The following is a 22,643-nucleotide window of genomic DNA, read 5'->3' on the forward strand; positions in this document are numbered from 1 at the left end:
GTGCAGGCATCCTGTTCCGCCACACAAGGTATGGCGTTGCAGGCATCCCGCACCGCAACGCAATTCAGGACCTTATCGTGGCGTTTCACTTGGTTTTGGCAGGCGCGCACAGGCACGTTCCTGCCAGGAAAATGTGGTAGGAGCCCGGTGTCAATGACGCGTTCTGCACCTAAGCGTATCCGTAAACTTTTGGTCGCCAACCGTGGCGAAATCGCCATTCGTGTTATGCGAGCTGCCAACGAGCTTGGCATTCGTACTGTTGCGATTTTCTCGGACGAAGACCGTTTCGCCCTTCACCGTTTTAAAGCAGATGAAAGCTATACGGTGGGCAAGGGCAACAAACCCATTCGCGCCTATCTCGACATCGAAGACATCTTGCGCGTGGCACGTGATGCCGGTGCGGATGCGATCCATCCCGGATATGGTTTCCTGTCGGAAAATCCGGAATTTGCCGATGCCTGTGCCGAAGCCGGCATTCAGTTTGTCGGCCCTGATTCCGAAGTGATGCGAACCTTGGGCAACAAGGTTTCTGCACGTAATCTGGCAGAAACAGCAGATGTGCCGGTGATGCCCGCATCCGCAGCCCTTCCCGAAGATATGGCTGAGGTCGCCCGCATTGCCGAAGAAGTCGGCTATCCTCTGATGCTCAAAGCCAGCTGGGGTGGCGGTGGTCGCGGGATGCGCGTGATCGAAAACGGCAAAGACCTTGCCAATCAGGTCTTGGGTGCACGCCGCGAAGCCGAGGCCGCGTTTGGCAATGGCGAGGTTTACTTTGAAAAGCTGATCCGCCGTGCACGCCACGTTGAAGTGCAGCTTTTGGGCGATACCCACGGAACGCTTGTGCATCTTTATGAGCGTGACTGTTCTGTGCAGCGCCGCAATCAAAAGGTCGTTGAACGCGCACCAGCGCCGTATCTTAATGACGAACAGCGCAAAGAAATCTGTGACGCGGCAATCCGACTTGGCAAGGCTGCCAATTATGTGAATGCCGGTACAGTCGAATTCCTGATGGATGTCGATACATCCAAATTCTATTTCATTGAAGTAAACCCGCGTATTCAGGTTGAACATACGGTAACCGAATGTGTGACCGGCTTCGATCTGGTCAAGGCGCAAATCCTGATTGCCCAAGGTGGTCGGATTGGCTTCCCGTCCGAAACTGGCATTCCCTGGCAGGACAAGATCAAGCTGCGCGACCACGCGCTTCAGTGTCGTATCACCACCGAAAACCCTGAAAACAGCTTTGTCCCCGATTACGGGATCATCAAGGTCTATCGTGGGGCCAACGGGTTTGGTATTCGCCTTGATGGTGGAACGGCCTATTCCGGGGCGGTAATTACCCCGTTCTATGACAGTATGCTGGAAAAGGTCACCGCATGGGGCAGTACCCCGCGCGAAGCGGTGGATCGTATGGACCGGGCTTTACGCGAGTTCCGTATTCGCGGTGTTGCGACCAATCTGGCCTTCCTTGAAAACCTGATCAATCATCCGAAATTCCGGGCTGGCGAATACACCACGCGGTTCATTGATGAAACGCCTGATCTGTTCAAGTTTGTCCGTCGTCGGGACCGTGCAACACGCTTGCTGCGCTTCATCGGTGAAGTTGCGGTCAATGGCAACCCGGAAGTCGAAGGCCGGGTTGTGCCAACCAATCTGCATGATCCGGTCATGCCAAAATCCATTGATCTTGGCGAAATCCGTCCAGGGACCAAGCAGAAGCTTGATCAGTTGGGGCCGGAAGGTTTTTCACGCTGGATGAAGGATCAGGAACGTGTCCTGATGACCGATACCACCATGCGGGATGCCCATCAGTCCTTGCTGGCAACGCGCATGCGGACTTATGACATGCTCGAAATTGCGCCGTATTATGCGCATGGCTTGCCGGAACTGTTTTCGCTGGAATGCTGGGGCGGGGCGACGTTTGACGTTGCCATGCGGTTCTTGAAGGAAGATCCGTGGGACCGTCTGGTCAAGCTGCGTGAACGGGTGCCCAATATCCTCACACAAATGCTTTTGCGGGCTTCGAACGCGGTTGGCTATACGAACTATCCCGACAATGCTGTGGATTATTTCGTCAAGCAAGCAGCCGACCACGGCATGGATGTGTTCCGCGTGTTTGATAGTCTCAACTGGGTTGATAACATGAAGGTCGCGATGGAATCGGTTTTGAAAACCGACAAACTGTGCGAAGCGACCATTTGTTATACCGGCGATATCTACGACACCAAACGCCCGAAATATAACCTTGATTACTATGTGAACATGGCGCGTGAGCTGGAAAAGTCCGGTGCACATATTCTCGGTCTTAAGGATATGGCGGGTGTGCTGCGCCCGGCGGCGGCGACCGAATTGGTCAAGGCGCTTAAGGATACGGTCAATATTCCGATCCACTTCCATACCCATGACACCAGCGGTATTTCGGCAGCGACCGTGATTGCCGCGATTGATGCCGGTGTCGATGCAGTCGATGCGGCCATGGATTCAATGTCGGGTCTGACGTCACAGCCAAACCTTGGCTCAATTGCCAATAACTATATCGGTCAGCCACGTGATCCGGGCCTGAATACCGAGGCGCTTAAGGAAGTCTCGACCTATTGGGAGCAGATACGTCGGTATTATGCCGGGTTTGAAAGCGATATTCGCAGCGGAACGTCGGATGTTTACGTTCATGAAATGCCCGGTGGCCAATATACCAATCTTCGCCAACAGGCACGTGCATTGGGGATCGAAGATCGCTGGCCGGAAGTGTCCAAGGCCTATGCCGCAGTCAATAAGATGTTTGGTGATGTCGTCAAGGTGACGCCAAGTTCCAAAGTTGTGGGCGATATGGCCTTGATGATGGTGACGTCCGGTTTGTCTGAGGAAGACGTTCTTGATCCTAAAAAGGACATTGCCTTCCCTGATAGCGTCATTTCGTTCTTCCGTGGTGAAATCGGTCAGCCGGTGGGTGGTTTCCCGCCAGCCTTGCAGCGCAAGGTTCTTAAAGGTGCCGAAGCCCTGACAGATCGTCCGGGCAAGTCATTGCCGCCGATTGATTTTGAAGCCACCCGTAAGGAAATCGAGAAGAAAACCCATCGCAATACCAGCGATGCCGAGGTTGCATCTTATGTCATGTATCCCAAGGTGTTTCTCGACTATGCCGAACATCGTAGCCACAACGCCGATGTCTCTGTTTTACCGACCCCGGTCTTTTTCTATGGGATGAACCAGAACGAGGAAATCTCGGTTGATCTGGAAAAAGGCAAAACGTTGGTGATCCGCTATTTGGCGACGTCGGAATTCGGCGATGAAGAAGGCAATCGAACAGTATTCTTCGAGCTGAATGGTCAACCCCGTACGGTTAAGGTCGCTGATAAGACACTTGCCGGTACGGGTAAGGTCAAGCCGAAGGCCGAAGACGGAAACAAACTTCATATCGCAGCACCAATGCCCGGTCTTGTGGTTGAAGTGCATGTCGCCGAAGGCCAGAAGGTCAAAGCCGGGGATGTGATGTGTTCGCTTGAAGCAATGAAAATGGAAACCGCAGTTCATGCGGAGAAAGATGGGACCGTGGCGAAAATCCACGCGCCCGCCGGTACACAAGTCGACAGCAAGGATTTGCTGGTCGAATTAACGGAGTAACCACCATGCTTAGGATGCCTGAGCCTGATCAAAATACCCTTGCACGTCGTAAGGACATCATCGCTGCCATGAGGGAAATCATTCCGGCGGTTGGTGGCGTGATTGTCGATGATGATCAGCTCAGGCCCTATGAATGCGATGGCTTGATGGCGTATCGTCAACTGCCAATGATTGTGGTCCTGCCCGAAAATACCGAGCAGGTCGCAGCCATCCTGAAATATTGTCATACAAATAAAGTGCGCGTCGTGCCGCGCGGTGCAGGGACCGGGCTTTCGGGCGGGGCTTTGCCGATGGCCGATGCGATTACCATTAGTATGATGAAATTCAATCGTGTGCTTGAAATAGATTGGGACAACCGGGCTGCTGTGGTGCAGCCCGGTGTCACCAACCTTGGCATCACGCGCGCGGTCGAACATGAAGGTTTCTATTACGCACCCGATCCATCCAGCCAGATTGCCTGTTCCATCGGTGGCAACATTGCCGAAAATTCCGGTGGTGTGCATTCGCTTAAATACGGTCTTACGACCAATAATGTGCTTGGCGTTGAAATGGTCACGATCGAAGGCGAAATCCTTCGCATCGGGGGCAAGGGACTTGATCAAACAGGGTATGACCTGTTGGGAATTATCACCGGTTCCGAAGGCCTGTTGGGCATTGTGACCGAGGTGACGGTCCGCATTTTGCGTAAACCCGAAACGGCGCGTGCACTTCTTCTTGGGTTTAATTCATCGGAAGAAGGCGGCAAATGCGTTGCCGCGATTATTGCGGCCGGGATCATTCCAGGTGGACTTGAAATGATGGACGCCCCGGCAATCAAGGCGACCGAAGATTTTGTCCATGCCGGATATCCGCTGGATGTAGAAGCCTTGCTTTTGGTCGAACTTGACGGCCCACAGGTCGAGGTCGACTACCTGATCGAACGGGTTGGTAAAATTGCCAAGGATTACGGTGCGGTTTATTCGCGCATTTCTGAGACTGAAGAAGAGCGCCTGCTGTTTTGGTCCGGGCGTAAAAATGCCTTCCCGGCGATTGGTCGAATTTCTCCTGACTATATGTGTATGGACGGGACCATCCCGCGTGTCCGTCTGGCCGAAGTCTTGGCCGGGATGCAGGAGCTGTCCAAGCGTCACGGGCTTGGTGTGGCCAATGTCTTCCATGCAGGTGATGGCAATTTGCATCCGCTGATCATGTTTGATGCCAATAAAGCCGGTGATCTGGAAAAGGCCGAAGAATTTGGCGCCGATATCTTAAAGCTGTGTGTCGGCGTTGGCGGCGTTTTGTCAGGTGAACATGGCATCGGCGTTGAAAAGCGCGACCTGATGGGTGAGATGTTCACATCTGATGACATGAAGCATCAGGAACGCATCAAAATCGCCTTTGACGAGGATCAGTTGCTTAATCCCGGCAAGGTTTTCCCGACATTGCATGGCTGTGGCGAACTGAAAACCCTGCATGCTAGGGCGGTTGCTGACAAGTTCCCGGATATCCCGCGTTTCTAAAACGAATTCATTCGGGCGAATGCCCCGATTACAAAGAATTGACGATAAAAACAAAGCCTGCTGAACGGTTCCCGCAAAACCGGTCAAGCACGGTTCAGGAGAGGAAAGAACCCACCATGGCGGACATTTTAAGTCCATCGACGCCAGAACAGCTGCGCGAAGCAGTTGGCTGGGCCCTTGGGTCCAAGACCCCGTTGGAAGTCATCGGATCAGGCACCAAGCGTGCCTTTGGACATGCCGTGAAAACCAATGCTGTTCTCGATTGCTCGAAATTGTCGGGTATCTTGTTTTATGAACCCGAAGAATTGGTGATTTCTGCCCGTGCGGGCACGCCACTTGCCGATATTAAGGCTGCGTTGGCAGAAAAAAATCAGCAATTTCACTTTGAGCCGGGAAATTTTCCGGGGCTTCTGAGCGAGAACGCTGTTTCTGATGCCGGGACGATTGGCGGGTTGGTGGCCTGTAATCTTGCCGGGCCACGCCGGATCAAGGTCGGGGCGGCACGGGATCATTTGCTGGGGTTTGAAGCCGTTTCAGGCCGGGCAGAAGATTTCAAGTCCGGTGGCCGGGTGATGAAGAATGTCACCGGGTTTGATTTATCAAAACTGATGTCGGGATCCTTTGGCACATTGGGCGTGATGCATACCGTGACCCTTAAAGTCATGCCCTGTGATGAAACATCAGCAACCGTTATTGCCACCTGCAATGATCCGCAATCAGCGTGCAAGGCAATGACCCTTGCCATGCGCAGTGAAAACGAAGTGTCGGCTGCTGCATGGATTTCACCAAGTGATGTCACTGCACTGGATATCCCGATGGCATCGGAACTTGGCAGCGGTTTGGTGGTTTTGCGTGTCGAAGGCCCGAAACCATCCGTCGCATGGCGGGCAGAGGCGCTGTGCAAAGCGCTAGGACCATTTGGGGAAACTCATGAACTTTCCCATGCCTACAGCCAACGTCTTTGGCAATTTGTTGCCGATGTTAAACCGTTTGCCGGATCGGCCGAAAAGGCCGGGCTGCTATGGCGGGTGTCGGTTCCACCAGCGATTGGTGGCGATGTTTGTGTCAGTCTTTTGGACGCAACCGGTGGCCGGGTGATGATGGACTGGGCCGGGGGATTGATCTGGTTGCAGATTTCTGGGTCAGACGCGATGGCCGGAGCAGTCCGGGAAATCGCCCGCAATGCTGGCGGTCAGGCTGATTTGGTGCGTGCCTCGGAAATCGCGCGCGAAACAGTATCGGCGTTTCACGCCGAAAGTCAGGCACTGGCCAAGATCAGTGCCAAGATAAGAAGTAATTTCGATCCCGAGGGTATCCTTAATCCCGGACGGTTGATGCCAAGTAACCTGATCGGGGAGGACGCATAATGCAGACGAACTTTAGTCCAGCCCAACTTGAAAACCCGGTCATTGCCGAAAGCGAACAGATCCTGCGCAAATGCGTGCATTGCGGGTTTTGTACCGCGACCTGCCCGACATTTGTGACGCTGGGCGATGAACTTGATAGTCCGCGCGGGCGCATTTATCTGATCAAGGATATGCTCGAAAATGACAAACCGGCAACCGATCGGGTGGTCAAACATCTTGATCGCTGCCTGTCTTGTTTGTCCTGCACAAGTACCTGTCCGTCGGGTGTCGATTACATGCATCTGATCGATAATGCGCGCGCCCATATCGAAGAAAATTATGAACGTCCTTTGGGTGATCGGCTTCTGCGCAAGTTATTGGCATTGGTCGTCCCCAATCCGACGCTGTTTCGTCTGTCTCTGATCGGGGCGAAGTTTGCAGCCCCATTTGCCCGCTTTATGCCCGGACGCCTCAAAGGCATGGTTAAGATGGGGGCGCGTTCGATGCCACCGCCCAGTTGGGTCGATAAGCCACAGGTCATTCCCGCAGTTGGCATGCGCAAAGGTCGGGTCGCGATCCTGACCGGCTGCGCCCAGCAGGTGCTTGAAACCGAGATCAACGAATCGACGGTTCGTCTATTAACCCGGCTTGGCATCGAGATCGTTGTTGCCAAGGGCGCAGGGTGTTGCGGGTCCCTTGTTCATCACATGGGCAAGGAAGAACAATCGCATCATCAGGCCAAGGGCAACATTGATGCATGGTCTGCTGAATTGGCTGGTGAGGGGCTTGATGCCATTGTGATTACGGCATCTGGCTGCGGCACCACGGTCAAGGATTATGGTCATATGCTGCGTAATGATCCGGCCTATGCCGATAAGGCCGCCACGGTTTCAGCCTTGGCCAAGGATATTACGGAATATCTTGCCGGTCTTGATGTGGGGGCGGATGTGTTTGCCGGTGCGCAACACGGGAATCCCCGGGTTGCCTATCATTCTGCATGTTCGATGCAGCATGGTCAGAAGATCACCCGCCCGCCGCGTGATCTGTTGAAACAGGCCGGTTATGAGGTTGTCGAGATTGCCGAAGGGCATCTGTGTTGTGGATCGGCCGGGGTTTATAACCTGTTACAGCCGGAAATCGCAGGGCAGCTTCAGGAACGCAAGCGCGGCAATATCCGTGCAACCCAGCCTGATCTGGTCGCGACCGGGAATATCGGCTGCATGATACAGATCGAAACCGATGACCTTAAGGTTATCCATACGGTTCAGTTGCTTGATTGGGCGGCAGGCGGGCCGATCCCATCCAAGCTACAGGGCAAGATGGATGAAGCTGCGTTAGCGGGCTAATCAGCGGCGACAAAGCTTATAAAGATCAAAACAAAAGACGGCAGGGATCAACCTCTGCCGTCTTTTTTGATTGCGGACTGTAATCAGCCGGTCAGCACCGGATGTGTTCGGTGCGTCCATGCCCAGAATGGTCCGTTAATTAGTTTTGTTCTTTGCCAAGCAGGCTTTGTGCGATGCCTTCGGCGGCCGACCCTTCGCTGCTGTCTTCGGCGTAGGCTGCGGTTTTGTCACGAATCCATTTGATGGCTTCGGCGTCGTCAATTTCGACTTTTTGCGCGACAAGAGACAGGATCGCTTCAATCGCAAGAACGTGCGAAGCCACATTGTTTACAGCGACATGCAGATCATCGATATGCCGCGATGCTGCTTCAGACATTTCACCGAGTTCACCAGACAGTTTCTGGATCAGTTCCTGAATCTCGTCGAGTGAGGCATTGCTCATGTCGTTCTCCTTATATGGTTAGCAACACTTAGTACGTGCAGCCCGATTGTTTTTCCTTGAGGTAACAGTTGCTTGGAATCGTGGGCATGTAAAGAAAATGCTCGGATGTGTCCTGTTTGGGGGCGTTTGGTTCCGATCAAGTTCAATCGGTTAGGGGATTGTGACAGTTATTGTTACAGCCAAAGGTGACCTTATGCGTATTTTCAAAAAAATGCTGCCGAAATGGATATGAAGTAGGAACATCAGATGGTATGTAATTTATTGATATAGTTAGTAAATTGTCGTTATTTTTACTGCCCTGATACGTTGTCACATAACGTTAACAAAACTGACGCAATACCGTAAGCACCCAGCGGTAGAGTCCGGCTCGCAGATCGTTGCACCGTTCCAAACCGGAACTACCATTGGGGAATATACCATGAAGAAGACTCTTGCTGTTGCGGCGCTGATGAGCGTTGCCTTTGCTGGCGCTGCCCAGGCACGTGACCAGATTCGTATCGTTGGTTCGTCCACCGTGTTTCCATTCGCAACTGCTGTTGCAGAAGAATTCGGTAAGACCACTTCGTTCAAGACGCCGGTTATCGAATCGACTGGTTCTGGCGGTGGCTTGAAGCTGTTCTGTGCCGGTGTTGGCGAACAGCACCCGGACATCACCAATGCTTCGCGTCGCATCAAGAAGTCCGAAGTTGAAACTTGCGCCAAAAACGGTGTTGCTGAAGTTACCGAAGTCAAAGTTGGTTATGATGGTATCGTTCTGTCAAACTCCAACGAAGCACCGGTAATTGACCTGACCAAAGAGCAGATCTTCCTTGCTCTGGCCAAAATCGTTCCTTCGAAAGATGGTAAATCGCTGGTAGACAACTTCTACAGCACTTGGTCAGAAATTGATCCGAGCCTGCCGGACGTTAAAATCGAAGTTCTCGGCCCGCCGCCGACCTCTGGTACCCGTGATGCCTTCACCGAGCTGGTACTTGAAGAAGCTTGCGAAAGCTTCCCGGTCATTGCCGATCTTGAAAAATCCGACAAAGACAAATTCAAAGCTGTTTGCGCTGGTGTACGTGAAGACGGTGGCTATGTTGAAGCCGGCGAAAACGACAACCTGATCGTTCAGAAACTTGAAGCCAACCATGATGCACTTGGCATCTTTGGTTTCTCCTTCCTCGACCAGAATGGCGACAAGCTGCAGGGTTCCCATATTTCTGGTGTTGCTCCGACCTTCGAAGCAATCTCTGACGGTTCTTACCCGGTATCGCGTTCGCTTTACTTCTACGTAAAGAACGTACACGTTGGTACGATCCCTGGTATCCAGGAATATTTGGCTGAATTCACCGCTGACAAAGCTTGGGGTGATGAAGGCTACCTTGCTGACCGTGGCCTCATCCCGATGGGCGCTGCTGAGCGTGAAGCAGTTCGCAATGCTGCTGCAAACCTTGCTCCGCTGAGCATGTAACGTGATATTTCAACCGATGGCAGCAATAGCTGCCATCGGTTTCTTTGTTTCTTGGCTTGATTAATTTATTATCTTTGTCCTATTGGCCTATCATCTGATCCCTACAGGCTCACCTGGCAAACGGATTTAACGTAATGTCCCTGTCTTTCCTGTTGCTCGCGGTTGCTGCACTTTGTGCACTGTCCTTCTATTTTGGACGCCGGCGGGCTGTGGCCCTTTCGGGTGGTCGGTATAGTAACCTTCACTCTCTTCCTGCTCATTACGGGACATATGTTGCCCTGTGGTGCGGCATTCCGGCATTGTTGCTGTTACTTGTTTGGTACGCGTTCCAGGGGTCGATCATCGAAGCGATGATCATTTCGGATCTGCCCGACGAGGTTACCAGTAATTCAGGCCTGCTTTCTCTGGCCTTGAACAGCATTTCCCAGATTGCAGCAGGCGGCGGCGAACATCTTTCGGTTTCTCCGGAAATTGTTGATGCTGGACGCCGTTTAGCCAATTTGCAGACCGTTGCAAACGCGGCACTGGTTGTGGTCATGCTCAGTGTGGCGGTTGCCGGTATTGGCCTTTCCTATCGTCGGATCGATCCGGAAATGAGGGCCCGTAACAATGTTGAGCGGATTTCACGCTGGATCATGATTGCCTGCTCGGCGATTGCGATCCTTTCGACCGTTGGTATTGTTTTCTCGCTTTTGTTTGAAGCGCTGCACTTCTTTAGCAAGATCAGCCCGCTTGAATTCCTGTTTGGTCTGGAATGGAGCCCGCAAACGGCGATCCGTGCCGATCAGGTCGCATCCGAAGGTGCCTTTGGGGCCATTCCGCTATTTGTCGGTACGTTGCTGATCACGCTTATTGCGATGTGTGTTGCGGTGCCGATCGGTTTGTTCTCAGCCATTTACATGGGCGAATATGCATCGCCGAAATTCCGCGCAATCGCAAAGCCGGCTCTTGAAATTCTGGCGGGTGTTCCAACGGTAGTTTACGGCTTCTTTGCCGCGCTGACTGTTGCGCCGTTCTTGCGCGATAATGGTGCCATCCTTGGTCTTGATGTCAGTTCGGAAAGTGCTTTGGCTGCTGGGCTTGTCATGGGTGTCATGATCATTCCTTTCGTATCGTCGCTTTCCGATGATGTGATGTCCCAAGTGCCGCAGTCGTTGCGAGATGGATCTTATGGTTTGGGGGCAACCAAATCAGAAACAATTCGTCAGGTCATTGTCCCGGCGGCATTGCCGGGCATTGTTGGTGCTGTTTTGTTGGCTGTGTCGCGGGCAATTGGTGAAACCATGATCGTTGTCATGGCCGCAGGCCTTGCTGCGAATATGACGGTTAACCCGCTTCAGGCGGTGACCACCGTGACGGTTCAGATCGTGACCCTTCTGGTCGGTGATCAGGAATTTGACAGTGCTAAAACCCTCTCGGCCTTTGCGTTGGGGCTGGTTCTTTTCCTTGTCACCTTGGGCCTGAACGTATTTGCCCTTAAGGTAGTTCAGAAGTATCGCGAGAAATATGACTGATATGGCATCTCTTATGGAAGACAGAGCCGCGGCAAAGGTGATCTCGGATAAAATGCAAAAGCCGGTTGACTGGGATAATCCGAAAATCGCGCGTAACATCAAAAAACGTTACGCAGCCGAGCGACGGTTCAAGATGTATGGCCTTAGCGCAATTTGCTTGGCGCTTTTGGTTTTGTGTGTGCTTGCGGGGTCGATTGGATCAAAGGGCTATACCGCCTTTTTCCAAACCCATGTTCAGCTTGAAATCTATTTTGATCCGGCGGTGATTGACCCGGATGGGACCGGCGATCCAGAGGTGATTGGCCGTGCGAATTTTGATGGCTTGGTCAAAGGGGCCTTGCAAGATAAATTCCCGGACGTTACCGCTCGGCGTGACAAGCGTAACCTGTATGGCATTGTTTCAGGCGGTGCCTCTTATGATCTTCGCGAACGGGTTATGAGTAATCCAAACCTGATCGGTCAGACGCGGAAGGTCTGGCTGATTTCCGGCGATGATTTCGACATGCTCAACAAAGGCTATATCGACGCCGACATTGAAGAAAGCAATCGTCGCCTGAACGATCAGGAAATCGGATGGTATGACACGCTGGTCGCCGAAGGGGCGGTGGAAAAGCATTTCCATTCTCGCTTCTTTACCAGTGGCGATTCCCGTGAACCGGAACTTGCCGGTATCTGGGGGGCTGCGGTCGGGTCGTTTTACACACTTATTGTGACCCTGAGCTTGTCTTTCCCGATCGGGGTTTTGGCCGCGGTTTATCTGGAAGAATTCGCACCAAGAAACCGTTTCACAACGGTTGTCGAGGTCAATATCAACAACCTCGCAGCGGTTCCGTCGATTGTGTTTGGTTTGCTGGGGCTTGAGGTTTACCTCAATGTTATGCATCTGCCGCGTTCCGCACCGGTCGTTGGTGGTTTGACCCTGGCACTGATGACCTTGCCGACAATCATCATTGCATCGCGTGCCGCGATCAAGGCGGTTCCGCCGTCGATCCGCCAGGCCGCCCTTGGTCTTGGGGCATCACCGGTTCAGACCGTGACCCATCATGTGTTGCCCTTGGCGATGCCGGGCATTCTGACCGGGACAATCATTGGTATGGCGCAGGCTCTTGGCGAAACGGCACCGCTTTTGATGATCGGCATGGTGGCCTTTATCGTGGATATTCCCGGTGGGGCACTTGATCCGGCAACGGTTCTGCCGGTTCAGATTTATCTGTGGGCAGACAGCCCGGAGCGTGCCTTTGTCGAGAAAACCTCGGCGGCGATTATGGTTTTGCTGGCTTTCCTGGTTCTGATGAACGGATTTGCCGTGTATCTGCGCAAGAAATTTGAACGGAAGTGGTAAAATGGCTGTTGTAACCCAAAGCGCAATGACGGCAGAGCCGTCGGTCGCAAGCCCGAAAATGACGGCACGTGACCTTAATCTTTTCTATAGCGACAATCAGGCGCTCTATGACGTCAATCTTGATATTGTTGAACGTCAGGTAACGGCACTGATTGGTCCGTCAGGTTGTGGAAAATCAACGTTCTTGCGGTGCATGAACCGTATGAATGACACCATTGACGGGGTAACCATCAAAGGTGAGGTAACTCTTGATGGCCGTGACATCTATGATAAGCGGATTGACGTTGTTCAATTGCGCGCACGTATTGGCATGGTGTTCCAGAAGCCAAATCCGTTTCCGAAAACCATCTATGACAACGTGGCTTATGGCCCGCGGATCCATGGTCTGGTGAATTCACGCGATGAGCTTGACGAAATCGTCATGACCTCGCTTGAGCGTGCCGGTCTTCTTAAAGAAGTGAAAGACCGCCTGCAGTCACCGGCAACCGGTCTTTCCGGTGGCCAGCAGCAGCGTCTTTGCATTGCACGCGCGGTCGCGGTTAGCCCGGAAGTCATTCTGATGGATGAGCCGTGCTCGGCTCTTGATCCGATTGCAACGGCAAAGGTCGAAGAGCTGATTGATGAATTGCGTTCGAACTACACGATTGTGATTGTGACGCACTCGATGCAGCAGGCTGCACGTGTGTCGCAGCGGACCGCATTCTTCCACCTTGGCAAGCTGGTCGAAGTTGGTGAAACAGATCAGATTTTCACCAACCCAAAAGACGAACGTACCAAGGGTTATATCACTGGCCGCTTCGGTTAAGCGCCCGCAGGAGAGCGAATAAATGGCTGACGACAAAACACATATCGTGAGTTCGTTCGACGAGGAATTGACCCGTCTGAACAACATTATCTCGCAGATGGGCGGGCTTGCAGAAAGTCAGCTGATTTCTGCGATCCGATCGATTGTAAAACGTGATTCCGAACTGGCTGAAAAAGTCATTCTGTCGGACCATCGGATTGATATTCTTGAACAGGAAGTGCAGGACTTTGTCGTGCGTTTTCTCGCCCTGCGTCAACCGATGGCAGATGACCTGCGCCATGTTGTGACCGCTCTTAAGCTGTCGAACGATCTTGAGCGTATTGGTGATCTGGCGAAAAACATCGCCAAACGGGCACAGGTTCTAAACCAGATCCCGCCGATTCGTCCGGTTCAGGTTATCCCGAATATGGGTAAGCTGGCCCAGGAAATCATCAAGGACGTTCTGGACGCCTATATCGAAGGCGATGCGGAAAAAGCTGAACGCGTCTGGGCACGCGATCAGGAAGTTGATGACATGTACAATTCGCTGTTCCGCGAATTGTTGACCTACATGATGGAAGATCCGCGCAATATCACCGCGTCGACCCACATGCTGTTCATCGCCAAGAATATCGAACGTATTGGCGATCACGCGACTAATATCGCCGAGACGATTTATTATCGGATCAAAGGCGAAGACCTGCCGGCAATTGATCGGCCAAAAAACGATGCAGCGAACTTTGCTGTTGTCGAACCAAATGAGTGACACTGGAGCATAGGAAGATGGACCCAACGGTTCTTATCGTCGAGGACGAAGCTGCAATCGTAACCATGTTGCGCTATAACCTCGAACGCGAGGGGATGCAGGTTGTCGAAGCCGGAGACGGTGACGAAGCGTTGAAAATTCTTGCTGAAACGCATGTCGACCTTGTCCTTTTGGACTGGATGTTGCCAGTCATGTCAGGGATCGAGGTCTGTCGCCAGATCCGCCGCAAACCAGAAAGCCGTGATCTTCCGGTTATTATGGTGACCGCACGCGGCGAAGAAGGCGATCGCATTCGTGGCCTTGATACCGGGGCAGACGATTATGTGACCAAGCCGTTTGCGATTGGAGAATTGCTTGCCCGTATTCGCGCGCTTTTGCGTCGATCCGGCCCTGCGCAACCACAGGGGCAGTTGATCTATTGCGATATCGAAATGGATCTTGCCGCGCACCGGGTCAGCCGAAATGGCAAGGCCATCCATCTTGGCCCGACGGAATTCCGTCTTTTGCGCTATTTCCTTGAGCATCCGGGACGCGTTTTCTCGCGCGAGCAGCTTTTGAATGCCGTGTGGGGACCGAATATCTATGTCGAAACCCGTACAGTTGACGTTCATATTCGTCGCCTGCGGAAGGCACTGAATGATGTCAAAGGCACGCGCGATATCATTCGTACCGTGCGTGCTGCGGGCTATGCGCTGGATTCAGAAACGGCTGCCTGATCTAAGTTTTGTGGTGGTGAGGTGAACTTGCCCCAGACGATTGATTTACTTACCAAAACCCCTGCTGCATCAGGCAGCGGGGGTTTTGCATTTCAAGCATATCTTTCAGTTGTCCTCTGGTGTGCTTGGCTTTGCGGCGCGGGGTTTCCTTGCGACAGGTTTCTTTGCCGCTGGTTTTTTGACAGCCGGTTTCTTTACAGCGGCCTTGCGCACGGCCGTCGTCCGCGTTGCTGTTTTTCGAACGGCGGTCTTCTTGTCAGGTGCTGCTGCTGCGGGCTTGGTGCTGTCGGGCAGTTCGATATCGGGCTTGGGGGCCTCTGTAACCAGCGGCACGGTTGGCTGCGTAACGGTATCTTGCGCTTTTCGGCGTTGGCTGCGCGGGGCCAGTTCATTCATCAATAGCATGTCTGCACGACGGAACTTGGCGATTTCGGCATCGATTTCTTCTTGCGGAACGTCGCAGGCCGACAGCACATGGTCAGACAGTCGCAATCCGGTTTCAAGCACTTCGGGGATCGCGGCATCGGCACCGCTGCGCGACAGCGGACCAATGTGGGTAATGTCCTGTGCACGGGCAAAGATTTTCAGATGTGGGTAATGTTGGCGCAACAGAGCAACGGTTTTTTCGGTTGCATGCGGGTTGCCCATGGCAACAACCGCAATTTTTGCTTCTTCAGTGCGGGCGGCCCGGAACGTTTCCGGACGTGATCCATCGGCAAAGAACACCGGAAGACCTTCTGCCCGCCCGCGCGAAACTTGCTGTGCATCGCTATCAAGGACGATAAAGGGAATTTTACGGGTCTTAAGCAACCGGGCCAGAACGCGGCCAACACGTCCGCTGCCAATTACCAGAACATGCTGGGTGATGCCTTCGGCCTCATCAGATATCGGACCAAGTTGGTCGTCATCTTTCGGGTTCAGCTTTTCTTCGATCTTATGGCCAAGTGTGATCAGGCTCGGGGTTAATGCCATGGACAGGGCAACCACCGGGATCAACATCGCAGCCAACTCAAACGGGATCGCTCCGTTTTGCGCGGCCAAGGCAAACATGACAAAGGCAAATTCACCCCCCGCCGCAAGGCTCAGCGCAACGCGAATGGCCGTGCCCTTTTCGAACTTCATCACCATGGCCAGAACAAACAAGACGCCCGTTTTGATTGCGATCAGCGCAATCAGCGACATCATGACAGTGCCAAATTGCGTATAAACCACGTTGGCATTGACCGACATGCCAACAGACATAAAGAACAGCGACAGGAAAACCCCGCGGAAAGGGGCAATGTCGGCTTCGATCTGATGGCGGAATTCGGTTTCGGCAAGCATCACACCGGCGATAAAGGCGCCAAGCGCCATTGAAAGGCCAGATATTTCGGTCAATGTGCTGGCGGCCAAAACGACAAACAATGTGCCGATGGCAAACAGATCGGGGTTCTTAAGCGATGCGATATAGCCAAACAGCCGTGGCAGCAAATAGCGCCCAATCAGCAACAGAACCGCGACCGAGCCAAATCCAAGCAGGATACTGATCCAGGGGCTGGTTTCCGTACCGGCATTGCCCGCCGCCTGCACCATGATCAGAAACGGGCCAACAGCCACGTCCTGAAGAAGCAAGATCGCAAGGGCTGAGCGGCCAAAACGGGTATTGAGTTGGCGATCGTCTGAAAGCTGTTTGAGAATGATGGCTGTTGATGACAAAGCCAATGCACCGGCAATGACCAATGCGGTCGGAAGGGGAAGATCACTTACGGCCAAAACCCCAAGCAGGGCAGCCATGGAAACCAGAATTTGCAACAGACCAAGGGCGGCAAAGCGTCCGCCAATGACGCGCAGCCGTTCGCGCGACAATTCCAACCCGATCATGAAAAGCAGAAAGACAACGCCCAGTTCGGCCACAGTCGCGATGTCTTCGCGTTCATTGATCAGACCCAGTCCAAATGGCCCAATGCAAAAACCGCCGATCAAAAAGCCGATAATCGAATTGGCGCGCAAACGATGCGCGATAGGCACAGCTATGATCGCCGCAGTTAAGATCAGGAAGAGTTCGAACAAGACGCCTTGATGCATGGCCAATAATAATCCGGCAGGCTGTTAAATTACTGAAAACAACGAGATTAACACGATACCGAAAATAACCATGTCAGTCGTGGGGAATTTTAAATCAAACGGGACAATTACCCGGTAAAGGTTTGATCTGATGCAAAGTTGGACGCGGCTGAATTTTATAAGGCGGCGAATAGCGGATTGGGAATGCAATGTGATAATTGTCATCGCCTGATGACTTGCCATTCGGGATACCAAATGCCATGTTCCGCGGGCCTGATCGGGCATGCATTTAACGATAGCCAATACGAGCAAACGCATCTTGGAACAGTTCATTCCTTATATTCAGATTGTCGCAGGCCTAATTCTTTTGACCGCCGGTGGCGAGTTCATCGTAAGGGGTGCGGTTGGTCTTGCCCTGTTGCTGGGGGTGTCCAAGGTCATTGTCGGTCTGACAATTGTTGCCGCGGGCACATCTGCCCCTGAATTTGTTGTTTCGTTAAATGCGTCGTTGAAAGGTACTGCCGACATTGCGATGGGCAATGTGGTGGGCTCCAATATTGCCAATATCCTGTTGATCCTTGGCGCGGTGGCGGTGCTTAAACCGATTGCGGCAGGCCGTGTGACGGTGGTGCGCGATGGTGGGACTATGTTGTTTGGTACCGTATTGTTCATCGGGCTTTGCATGTTTGGGGTGATTGAGCGCTGGGCAGGGGGCTTGATGCTGTGTGTCTTGGCGGCAATTTGGTATTTCACCTATCAGCATGACAAAAATACGCCAAGCCATGCCAGCAATCTGCACGAAGAAGAAGTCGACGAAGTTGGCGAAATGCCGACCGGTTGGGCAAAGCCGATTATCGCAACCCTGATCGGCATTGTTGCCTTGATGTTTGGGGCAGAATGGCTGGTTGATGGTGGTGTGGCGGTCGCCCGTGAATATGGTGTGTCCGAAGCGGTCATTGGCTTGACATTGGTGGCGTTTGGCACATCTTTGCCAGAACTTGCTGCATCAATGGTGGCAGCGTTTCGTGGCCATGCCGATGTTGCATTGGGCAACGTATTTGGGTCCAATCTTTTGAACCTTCTGGTAATTATTGGCGGTGTGTCACTGATTGCACCCATTCCGGTTCCGGATCAGATTATGACATCCGATCTTTGGATCATGTTGGCTGTGACGGTTGGACTGCTGGGGATAGCCTATGCATTTCGCAATATCTCACGTGTCACCGGCGGTGCATTCGTGATTGCATATCTGGTGTATGTCTTCCAACTTGTTGCGACATAGATCGTCAGATCAAACGCATTGGCGGGTTGATAAAAGGATCAAGACAGCAATGACAGGTCAGGTGCCAAAAACGGTTTTGATTACAGGTGCGGCAAAGCGCATTGGTCGGGTTGTGGCCCTTGATCTGGCCAGAAACGGCTATGACGTGGCGCTGCATTGTCATCATTCGCGTAAAGATGCCGATCATCTTGCCGATGAAATCCGGGGTCTTGGACAGCGCGCCTGCGTGATTTCAGCCGACCTTGCCAATGAAGAAGACACCCATCGCATCATTAGTGAAGCCCAAGCAGTCCTTGGTCCGATTGGGGTTTTGATCAATAACGCATCGACCTTTGAATATGATGATGTCGAAAGTGCCACGCGCGAAAGCTGGGACCTTCATATGGCGGCCAATTTGCGCGCGCCATTTGTCCTGTCGCAGGAATTTTCCAAACGGCTTCCTGATGACTGTCAGGGTGCGATCATTAACCTGATTGATCAGCGGGTCTGGAATCTGAATCCGCATTTTATGACTTATACTTTGTCCAAGGCGGGGCTTTGGACCCTGACCCAGACGCTGGCATTGGCTTTGGCGCCAAAAATTCGTGTGAATGCCATCGGGCCGGGGCCTGCATTGCCTAGTACCCGACAAACACAGGACGTTTTCGATCAACAATGTGCGAAAACACCCCTGAAAGTTGGGACAAACCCGCAAGAGATTTGCGACGCAGTTCGATTTTTCCTTGCCGCGCCGGCCATCACCGGGCAAATGTTAGCCCTTGACGGCGGGCAGCACCTTGATTGGGCGCCCAGTGGCGACAATGACAAGCCAGAAGAATGATGCCAGAGACGCGTGCACAGCATTAATCTCGGATATCAGGCCGGACGGGCATGGCGTGACACCGAAGACCCATGCCAACAAGCAGCACAAGGAATACCGGAATATGACCGCAGGCCTAAAACAGGACGCCAAAATTACGACATTGCCGTTTGCCGATTTGGCAGGCAGCCTGCGCCGTGTCTTTGTTCGCGATATGGTGATGCATACCTCTATCGGTGTGTATGACCACGAAAAAGAAACCCCCCAACGTGTGCGGATCAATCTTGATCTGGCCGTATTGGAAGGGGATGGCGTTCAAAATGACGATATCACGACAGTTCTGAGTTACGAGGACCTTGTGGTTGGCACCCGTCGTATTTGTCAGGATGGTCATGTGAACCTTGTGGAAACACTTGGGGAAAAACTGGCCGATATGTGTCTTGCCGATACCCGTGTCCGCAAAGTTATCGTTCGGGTTGAAAAGCTCGACGTTTTTGAAGACGTCGCGGCGGTCGGGGTCGAAATTGAGCGGCACAATATCGCGCGCTAATTTACCGCAAATTTCGGTAAAAAATTTACTTTTTCAGTTCGGAAGATCAAGGGACTCTGTGATTCCTCTAGGGCGAATCGTAAATATCCTTATGCACAAGCATTTGACGGGTTGGAATCAAAGGGAAATATTCATTTTTTACGGATGTATTACCAATTGATTTCAGGTTGACAGTAATTTTATTTAATTAAATCAATAACTTAACCGTTTTGCTCAATATTTGGGCACTTCATAGAACGTTAAGACTCTCAAGGGGTGCAGGAAGTCACCCCCCTATTACCCACATAGTTATCCACAGTCTTGGTGGACATCTTTTTTCCGGGGCGATTCCTTCTGGTGCTGTTGTGATGTTAATCTTTTCGGCTATGTTCGAAAGTCCCGCTCCGTTGTGACGACCGTCACAACTTTGGATGTATTTATATGATTATGGAGTGCCTTCGATGAAGCCGCCTGTTCCCTCCGAAAACCCGACCGGGGACGAGACCCCAAAACGGGAAATCGGTTTGTCGCTTGATGGTGATAAATCCGAAGGAGGAGCCGCACGGGGCGTCGAAGCAGTCAAGGATGCGCTGAAAACCATGCCGGGATCACCGGGCGTCTATCGGATGCTTGATGACAAGGAACGGGTTTTATATGTCGGCAAGGCCAAGAACCTTAAGAAACGGGTGGTGTCCTATACGCGGATCATGCAATTGCCGCTGCGTATCGCGCGGATGGTTGCCCAGACGGTCCGGATGGAAATCATCACCACCCATACCGAGGCCGAAGCCCTTCTTCTTGAATCCAACCTGATCAAGAAGCTGAAGCCGCGCTACAATATCTTGCTGCGTGACGATAAAAGCTTTCCCTATATCTTGATTACCGAAGATCATGATTACCCACGGATTGTGAAACATCGCGGGGCGCGGGCAAAAGACGGCAGTTGTTTTGGTCCGTTTGCATCCGCCTGGGCGGTTAACAATACGATTAACCATCTGCAACGCGCGTTTTTGCTACGGTCCTGTACGGATGCGGTGTTTTCCAACCGGTCGCGTCCTTGTTTACTGTATCAAATCAAACGTTGTGCGGCACCATGTGTCGATCGAATTTCCAAACCGGAATATGACGGGCTTGTCGATATTTGCCGCGATTTCCTGACCGGGCGTAGCCAGAAAATCCTTAAGCAGCTTGAAGCTGATATGATGGATGCATCTGAAAAGATGGCGTTCGAGCAAGCTGCGATGTATCGCGATCGTATTCGTGCGCTGAGCCAAATCCGATCACATCAGGATATTAATCTTGAAGGTGTCGAAGAGGCCGATGTGATTGCCCTGCACCACGAAGGCGGCCAAAGTTGTGTTCAGGTGTTCTTTTTCCGGTCCGGGTCAAATTACGGCAATCGGTCCTATTTCCCGCGCCATGAACAGTCAGCTGAAATCCCGGAAATCCTGTCGGCCTTTGTGGGGCAGTTTTATGCTGATAAGCCAGCCCCCAAGCAGATTTTCCTGTCACACGAGATCGAAGGGCAGGAACTGGTCGAAAGCGCGCTTGCCATCAATAATGATCGCAAGATCGAACTGGTTGTGCCCAAGCGTGGCGGTAAACGCAAACTGGTTGAACATGCCCTGACCAATGCCAAGGACGCGCTTGGCCGTCGCATGGCCGAAAGTGCGACCCAGCGTAAACTGCTTGAAGATTTGGCAGATAAGCTTGATCTGGAAAATACGCCCGAACGGATCGAGGTTTACGATAACAGTCATACGCAGGGGACCAATATGGTCGGCGGGATGATTGTTGCGGGACCAGAAGGGTTTATTAAAAACGCCTATCGCAAATTCAACATCAAGACCGATATCGCGCCGGGTGATGACTTTGCCATGATGCGCGAAGTTCTCACACGGCGGTTTGCCCGTGCCCAGAAAGAGGACCCGGACCGTGAAAACGGTACATGGCCGGATCTGTGTTTGATCGATGGCGGCTTGGGCCAACTTGGTGTTGCCAAGGCCGTTCTCGAAGACCTTGGCATTGAAGACGTGATGCTGGTCGGGGTGGCCAAGGGCGTTGACCGGAATGCCGGTAAGGAAGTTCTTCATATTCCGGGCAAGGCACCCGTGCGATTGGATATGAAAGACCCGGTCTTGTATTTCATTCAGCGTATGCGCGATGAAGCACACCGTTGGGCGATTGGCACGCACCGGGCAAAACGCGCCAAACAAATCGGTAAAAGTGTTCTGGATTCGGTGCCGGGTGTCGGTGGGGCGCGTAAAAAGGCACTTTTGCATCATTTTGGATCGGCACGCGGGGTTGCGGATGCCGGGCTATCCGATCTTGAGGCCGTCGGCGGGATCAGTGCGGCTTTGGCGCGTAAGATTTACGATCATTTTCACAGCGAAAAATAAATCCAAAATCGATTAATCGGCATTTATTAAGGGACTTGCGTGTATTTGGGCACGCAAACCTTGTGGTTCGTACGTCAAGGCTTTAATAATTGCCCAACCTTGGGGCCGCACGCGTGCTCCAAACCGTAAAGTCATCGCCGTAAATATCCGAAAACAGGCCTGTTTATGAAAAACCAGATTCCCAATCTGCTGACTTTGTCACGTATTGTCGTGATCCCGGCACTGGTCGCATCGTTTTACATTGACGGCCTGGTAGGTAACTGGATTGGCTTTGTGCTGTTTGCCTTTGCCGGAGTGACGGATTTCTTTGATGGCTATCTTGCACGCAGCATGAATGTGGTGTCCCCACTTGGCCGGTTCCTTGACCCAATTGCTGATAAGTTGCTGGTCGCGGCGGCCTTGATGATGATGGTGTCGTTTGAACGCATTGCCGGTCTTTCGGTTTTGCCTGCCGTGATCATTATGTGCCGCGAAATCATGGTTTCAGGCCTGCGCGAACATCTGGCGGAACTTAAGGTTCCTTTGCCGGTAACCGTGTTGGCGAAATGGAAAACCACGGCCCAGATTTTGGCGATCGGGTTCCTTTTGGTCGGCGATGCGTCGCCGGACTTGATCCCGTCGATCCTGATTGGTGATATCCTGCTGTGGATTGCCGGTATCGTGACGGTTCAGACCGGGTATATTTACCTGCGTACGGGGCTTAAATACCTCGATTAAGGTTGGCCTCCGATCACGGTTTGAAGGTGGCGACTTAAAGGTGGCTTT

The 22,643-nt window shown here is 52.5% G+C and carries 17 protein-coding genes; 15 read left to right on the top strand and 2 right to left on the bottom strand.

What is annotated here, in order from left to right; translation table 11 throughout:
- Window positions 1-153: 153 nt before the first annotated feature.
- The 4 genes from ACQ0MK_RS19830 to glcF all read left to right on the top strand — a co-directional run bounded on the left by ACQ0MK_RS19830 (window position 154) and on the right by glcF (window position 7,812).
- Window positions 154-3,621: a pyruvate carboxylase gene (locus ACQ0MK_RS19830; protein WP_430474080.1), complete on the top strand. Its 3,468-nt coding sequence runs from the start codon at window positions 154-156 to the stop codon at window positions 3,619-3,621.
- A 14-nt stretch (window positions 3,622-3,635) separates the two neighbouring features.
- On the top strand, window positions 3,636-5,120 hold the full coding sequence (locus ACQ0MK_RS19835) for an FAD-linked oxidase C-terminal domain-containing protein (RefSeq protein WP_430476053.1): 1,485 nt from the start codon (window positions 3,636-3,638) through the stop codon (window positions 5,118-5,120).
- 116 nt (window positions 5,121-5,236) lie between these two features.
- Window positions 5,237-6,487 carry a glycolate oxidase subunit GlcE gene (gene glcE / locus ACQ0MK_RS19840; RefSeq protein WP_430474081.1) on the top strand — a complete coding sequence of 417 codons (1,251 nt, stop codon included), beginning with the start codon at window positions 5,237-5,239 and terminating at the stop codon, window positions 6,485-6,487.
- A complete protein-coding gene (gene glcF, locus ACQ0MK_RS19845; RefSeq protein WP_430474082.1) occupies window positions 6,487-7,812 on the top strand; it encodes a glycolate oxidase subunit GlcF in 1,326 nt (441 codons plus the stop codon). Before glcE ends, glcF begins: the two co-directional genes overlap by 1 nt.
- Before the next feature lie 139 nt (window positions 7,813-7,951).
- Here the strand turns inward: glcF and ACQ0MK_RS19850 are convergent, their stop codons facing one another.
- Complete coding sequence (locus ACQ0MK_RS19850) at window positions 7,952-8,254, bottom strand: hypothetical protein (RefSeq protein ID WP_430474083.1); 303 nt, start codon at window positions 8,252-8,254, stop codon at window positions 7,952-7,954.
- Between the two features lie 418 nt (window positions 8,255-8,672).
- On the opposite strand from ACQ0MK_RS19850, the gene ACQ0MK_RS19855 reads away from it, so the two are divergent.
- The 6 genes from ACQ0MK_RS19855 (at window position 8,673) to phoB (ending at window position 14,826) form a co-directional block, all read left to right on the top strand.
- Window positions 8,673-9,704, top strand: coding sequence for a PstS family phosphate ABC transporter substrate-binding protein (locus ACQ0MK_RS19855; RefSeq protein WP_430474084.1), 1,032 nt, complete (start codon window positions 8,673-8,675; stop codon window positions 9,702-9,704).
- A gap of 134 nt (window positions 9,705-9,838) precedes the next feature.
- Window positions 9,839-11,218 carry a phosphate ABC transporter permease subunit PstC gene (gene pstC / locus ACQ0MK_RS19860; RefSeq protein WP_430474085.1) on the top strand — a complete coding sequence of 460 codons (1,380 nt, stop codon included), beginning with the start codon at window positions 9,839-9,841 and terminating at the stop codon, window positions 11,216-11,218.
- On the top strand, window positions 11,211-12,560 hold the full coding sequence (gene pstA / locus ACQ0MK_RS19865; RefSeq protein ID WP_430474086.1) for a phosphate ABC transporter permease PstA: 1,350 nt from the start codon (window positions 11,211-11,213) through the stop codon (window positions 12,558-12,560). Before pstC ends, pstA begins: the two co-directional genes overlap by 8 nt.
- 1 nt (window position 12,561) lies before the next feature.
- Complete coding sequence (pstB, locus tag ACQ0MK_RS19870; protein ID WP_430474087.1) at window positions 12,562-13,365, top strand: phosphate ABC transporter ATP-binding protein PstB; 804 nt, start codon at window positions 12,562-12,564, stop codon at window positions 13,363-13,365.
- A 22-nt stretch (window positions 13,366-13,387) separates the two neighbouring features.
- Window positions 13,388-14,110 (top strand): phosphate signaling complex protein PhoU, encoded by a 723-nt coding sequence (phoU, locus tag ACQ0MK_RS19875; protein ID WP_350042843.1) that lies wholly within the window; start codon window positions 13,388-13,390, stop codon window positions 14,108-14,110.
- Window positions 14,111-14,127: 17 nt separating this feature from the next.
- Window positions 14,128-14,826: a phosphate regulon transcriptional regulator PhoB gene (phoB, locus tag ACQ0MK_RS19880; RefSeq protein ID WP_430474088.1), complete on the top strand. Its 699-nt coding sequence runs from the start codon at window positions 14,128-14,130 to the stop codon at window positions 14,824-14,826.
- Between the two features lie 105 nt (window positions 14,827-14,931).
- Here phoB and ACQ0MK_RS19885 read toward each other — a convergent pair whose 3' ends face one another.
- Window positions 14,932-16,890, bottom strand: coding sequence for a cation:proton antiporter (locus tag ACQ0MK_RS19885; RefSeq protein ID WP_430474089.1), 1,959 nt, complete (start codon window positions 16,888-16,890; stop codon window positions 14,932-14,934).
- A gap of 298 nt (window positions 16,891-17,188) precedes the next feature.
- Here ACQ0MK_RS19885 and ACQ0MK_RS19890 point away from each other — a divergent pair, with 298 nt between their 5' ends.
- The 5 genes from ACQ0MK_RS19890 (at window position 17,189) to pgsA (ending at window position 22,595) form a co-directional block, all read left to right on the top strand.
- Complete coding sequence (locus ACQ0MK_RS19890; protein WP_430474090.1) at window positions 17,189-18,151, top strand: calcium/sodium antiporter; 963 nt, start codon at window positions 17,189-17,191, stop codon at window positions 18,149-18,151.
- 49 nt (window positions 18,152-18,200) lie between these two features.
- A complete protein-coding gene (locus tag ACQ0MK_RS19895) occupies window positions 18,201-18,971 on the top strand; it encodes an SDR family oxidoreductase (protein WP_430474091.1) in 771 nt (256 codons plus the stop codon).
- Between the two features lie 103 nt (window positions 18,972-19,074).
- Window positions 19,075-19,500 (top strand): dihydroneopterin aldolase, encoded by a 426-nt coding sequence (gene folB, locus ACQ0MK_RS19900; RefSeq protein ID WP_430476054.1) that lies wholly within the window; start codon window positions 19,075-19,077, stop codon window positions 19,498-19,500.
- A 440-nt stretch (window positions 19,501-19,940) separates the two neighbouring features.
- The gene (gene uvrC / locus ACQ0MK_RS19905) at window positions 19,941-21,878 is read left to right on the top strand and encodes an excinuclease ABC subunit UvrC (RefSeq protein WP_430474092.1); all 1,938 of its coding nucleotides are present in this window, start codon (window positions 19,941-19,943) and stop codon (window positions 21,876-21,878) included.
- Window positions 21,879-22,043: 165 nt separating this feature from the next.
- Window positions 22,044-22,595 (top strand): CDP-diacylglycerol--glycerol-3-phosphate 3-phosphatidyltransferase, encoded by a 552-nt coding sequence (pgsA, locus tag ACQ0MK_RS19910; RefSeq protein ID WP_430474093.1) that lies wholly within the window; start codon window positions 22,044-22,046, stop codon window positions 22,593-22,595.
- Window positions 22,596-22,643 lie beyond the last annotated feature (48 nt).

Origin of the sequence: Thalassospira lucentensis, assembly GCF_050516545.1 — a bacterium.
In the GTDB taxonomy this organism is placed as follows: domain Bacteria; phylum Pseudomonadota; class Alphaproteobacteria; order Rhodospirillales; family Thalassospiraceae; genus Thalassospira; species Thalassospira lucentensis_C.